Source organism: Vreelandella sp. L-15, from assembly GCF_056857635.1.
Map to the genome: position 1 here is coordinate 1 of NZ_JBSXNN010000028.1, position 3,400 is coordinate 3,400.

At 57.4% G+C, this 3,400-nt stretch carries 3 protein-coding genes; 1 reads left to right on the forward strand and 2 read right to left on the reverse strand.

Annotated elements, in window-relative coordinates; translation table 11 throughout:
- The coding region (gene dnaX, locus AC13CY_RS02935; protein WP_483052273.1) for a DNA polymerase III subunit gamma/tau at window positions 1-1,515 on the reverse strand (1,515 nt) is incomplete at its 3' end.
- A gap of 157 nt (window positions 1,516-1,672) precedes the next feature.
- Window positions 1,673-2,023 (reverse strand): Grx4 family monothiol glutaredoxin, encoded by a 351-nt coding sequence (gene grxD, locus AC13CY_RS02940; RefSeq protein WP_044630132.1) that lies wholly within the window; start codon window positions 2,021-2,023, stop codon window positions 1,673-1,675.
- A gap of 217 nt (window positions 2,024-2,240) precedes the next feature.
- Between grxD and argF the strand changes: the two genes are divergently transcribed.
- Window positions 2,241-3,161, forward strand: a complete 921-nt coding sequence (argF, locus tag AC13CY_RS02945; RefSeq protein ID WP_044630133.1) for an ornithine carbamoyltransferase — start codon at window positions 2,241-2,243, stop codon at window positions 3,159-3,161.
- Window positions 3,162-3,400 lie beyond the last annotated feature (239 nt).

Genomic DNA, 3,400 nt, shown 5'->3' on the forward strand with positions numbered 1-3,400 from the left:
TGGCTCTGGCTCTGGCTCTGGCTCTGGCTCTGGCTCTGGCTCTGGCTCTGGCTCTGGCTCTGGCTCTGGCTCTGGCTCTGGCTCTGGCTCTGGCTCTGGCTCTGGCTCTGGCTCTGGCTCTGGCTCTGGCTCTGGCGAGAGCGTAGCGGCGCTTTCTACCTCTTCAAGCGACCAGGGCGGCGGCGCATCATATTGCGGCTCTAATGCCTCGGGCGCCTCACTTGGTGGAGCTACCTGCACCGCAGGCTCAGGCGGCTCAGCCTCGGCAGCGGCGGGTGCAGGCTCAGGCTTTTTTGCGGCTGGCTCCGCTAACACAGGGGCGCTTGGCGGTGCTGTGGGAGCTGGCGTTGCATCTGCTGACGGCGCAGGCTCAGGGCGTAGCGGCAGCGGCGTCGCAGGTGGCTTGGGAACGCCCTGAGGGCGGAAAGCCAGCATCCGTAACAGCGTCATCTCCAGAGCACTACGCAAGTCTGGGGCGTGTACCATATCGCCACGCCCCTGGATACCAATCTGGTAGTAGAGCTGGATATCTTCAGCGGTAAAACGGCTGGCCAGCTGCTGAATTTGCGCTCGGTCACCGTGGCTATTATCCACTGCATCCGGCACCATTTGCGCCACGGCCAAGCGGTGGAGTATGGCAGTTAACTCATCTAGCACGGCGGCAAAATCAGGCCCCTGCTCGGCTAGCTGGGCCACTTCTGCCAGCAACTTCTGAACATCTACCGCTGCTAGCGCTTCAACCAAGGCCAGCACATGGCGATGATCCAACGTGCCCAGCATTGCCGCTACATCAGCATGGCGCACAGCCCCTTGGCCAAAGGCTATGGCTTGATCAGTCAGGCTCATTGCATCGCGCATGGAGCCTTCAGCAGCCTTGCCTAACAGCCACAACGCGCTTTCATCATACTCAACCCCCTCTTCGCCCAGCACATAAGTTAAGTGCTCGACTACCCGCTCAGGCGGCATATGCTTGAGCGTAAACTGCAAACAGCGGGATAGTACCGTGGCGGGGAGCTTCTGCGGATCGGTGGTCGCTAACAGAAATTTTACATGGGGTGGCGGCTCTTCCAGCGTTTTAAGCAGCGCATTAAAGCTGCTGGTGGAGAGCATGTGCACCTCATCAATAAGGTATACCTTGTAGCGCCCTTGGGTAGGCGCGTACTGAACGTTATCGAGCAGTTCGCGGGTATCTTCTACTTTGGTTCGCGAAGCAGCGTCGACTTCGATCAGGTCGACAAAACGGCCTTCATCGATGGCTTGGCAACTATCGCACTGACCGCAGGGTGTCGAGGTAATTCCCTCATCCCCGCGCCCATTAGCGGTACAGTTAAGGCATTTCGCCAAAATGCGCGCCAGCGTGGTTTTGCCGACGCCACGCGTGCCAGTAAACAGGTAAGCGTGGTGTAAGCGGCCCTGATCAAGGGCATTGACCAAGGCGCGTTGAACATGGGCCTGGCCCACGAGCTCGTGGAATGTACGTGGCCGCCATTTGCGGGCCAGAACCTGATAGCTCATTGAGCAAAACTTCCTTAGGCGGGCTGACTGTCGATGCTAAACAGCCTATCGTAAACCGTAGATGCTAATTGTTGGTGCTTCATAAAGCACCATTCTAGCGGCTGCACCGCAGCCCGCCAACCGCCCGGCAGATGCCGAGCGGCATGAGGCGTTACGCTTAGGCGTTATCGCCACCTTCAGCGGCACCAGCACGTTGGGCGGCTTCTTTTACCAACTTTTCAAGCTCACCGTTTTGATGCATTTCAATGACAATATCGCAGCCGCCTACCAGCTCGCCTTCTACCCATAGCTGGGGAAAGGTCGGCCAGTTGGCAATTTTCGGCAGCTCAGCACGGATATCCGGGTTATCCAATACGTTGACGAAGGCAAAACGTTCGCCGCAGCTCATCAGCGCCTGCACTGTCTGTGCAGAGAAGCCGCACTGGGGCAGTTGGGGGGTGCCTTTCATGTAGATCAAAATCGGGTTTTCGCTGATTTGACGCTGAATATTTTCGGCAGTGGTGCTCATAATGTGCTCCTAAATAAGTGATGTGATCCAAGCCAGTTTACGCAATTCGTCAACTGGCTTTAACCCCACGACCTAGTAATGCCATGGATTGGTGATTACACCAATACCCGAGCAAACTACTCGGCCTTAACGCGTGGCAGCCATTCTACGCATGCCGCCCGCGTTGCGCATCCCCTGCCGCATCGCTAGGATGGTGTTTTTGCGCGGAGAGAAGTCCATGGCGACACGCCATTTCCTTACCCTATTGGATTTGACCCCAGATGAGCTGGCGTATTTGATCCAGCGTGCCATTAAGATCAAGACGGATCTTAAAGCTAATGGCCCAGTATACACACCGCTACCAAACCGCACGCTGGCGATGATTTTTGAAAAATCGTCCACCCGAACCCGCGTCTCTTTTGAAACAGGCATGGCGCAATTTGGTGGCCATGCGCTCTTCCTCTCTCCTCGTGACACCCAGCTTGGCCGCGGCGAGCCAATCGAAGACACCGCTCGCGTGCTCTCTGAGATGGTGGATGCAGTCATGATTCGCACCTTCTCCCACCAAGGCCTGGAAACCTATGCCAGCGCCAGCAGCGTGCCGGTGATTAATGCCCTAAGCGACGACTACCACCCCTGCCAACTGCTGGCAGATGTGATGACCTGGACAGAGCTGCGCGGCAGCGTCAAAGGTCGCACCGCGGTGTGGATTGGCGATGGCAATAATATGTGCCACTCCTGGATCAACGCCGCCCGCCAGTTCGGCTTTCATCTGCGGGTCTGCTGCCCGGAAGGCTATGAACCACGCGAAGATATCATGGCCGCTGCGGGTGACTGCGTCACCCTGCTCCACGACCCACAAGAAGCGGCTAAAGGTGCTGACTTAATCACTACTGACGTATGGGCTTCCATGGGCCAGGAAGAGGAGCAGGCAAAACGAGAAGCCGACTTTGCAGGCTTCCAGGTAACTGAAGCCCTGCTCGACTCCGCCCAATCTGACGTGCTGTTTTTACACTGCTTGCCTGCTCATCGAGGCGAAGAGATCAGCCTCACGCTGCTGGACGACCCAAGGGCAGTAGTATGGCAGGAAGCCGGCAACCGCCTACACGCTCAAAAAGCATTGATCGAGTTTTTGTTACTAGGCAAAGTCGACGCATAACCTCTATCGCCTAACCTCTATCCCGCCCTGTATGCTTTGCAGGGCGGGCTTGTGCACAACGCCCTCGAAAGCAAACGCCACCACACCGGGTACAAAACAAGATCGAGTAGGAGGGGGAGTCGCCTCCCCCGTCCTCTCACACCACCGGGCAAACGGATCCGTACCACGGCGGTTCCTGTCCCCCATTATCGGGCTGAGCTTCGTTCCGCTGAATTCGCTCGCCTGTGTGCTCTGAGCGC

What these genes read in the sequence shown, in the direction of transcription:
- grxD (WP_044630132.1), bottom strand. Translation starts at nt 2,023, where the DNA reads ATGAGCACCACTGCCGAAAATATTCAGCGTCAAATCAGCGAAAACCCG.
- argF (WP_044630133.1), top strand. Translation starts at nt 2,241, where the DNA reads ATGGCGACACGCCATTTCCTTACCCTATTGGATTTGACCCCAGATGAG.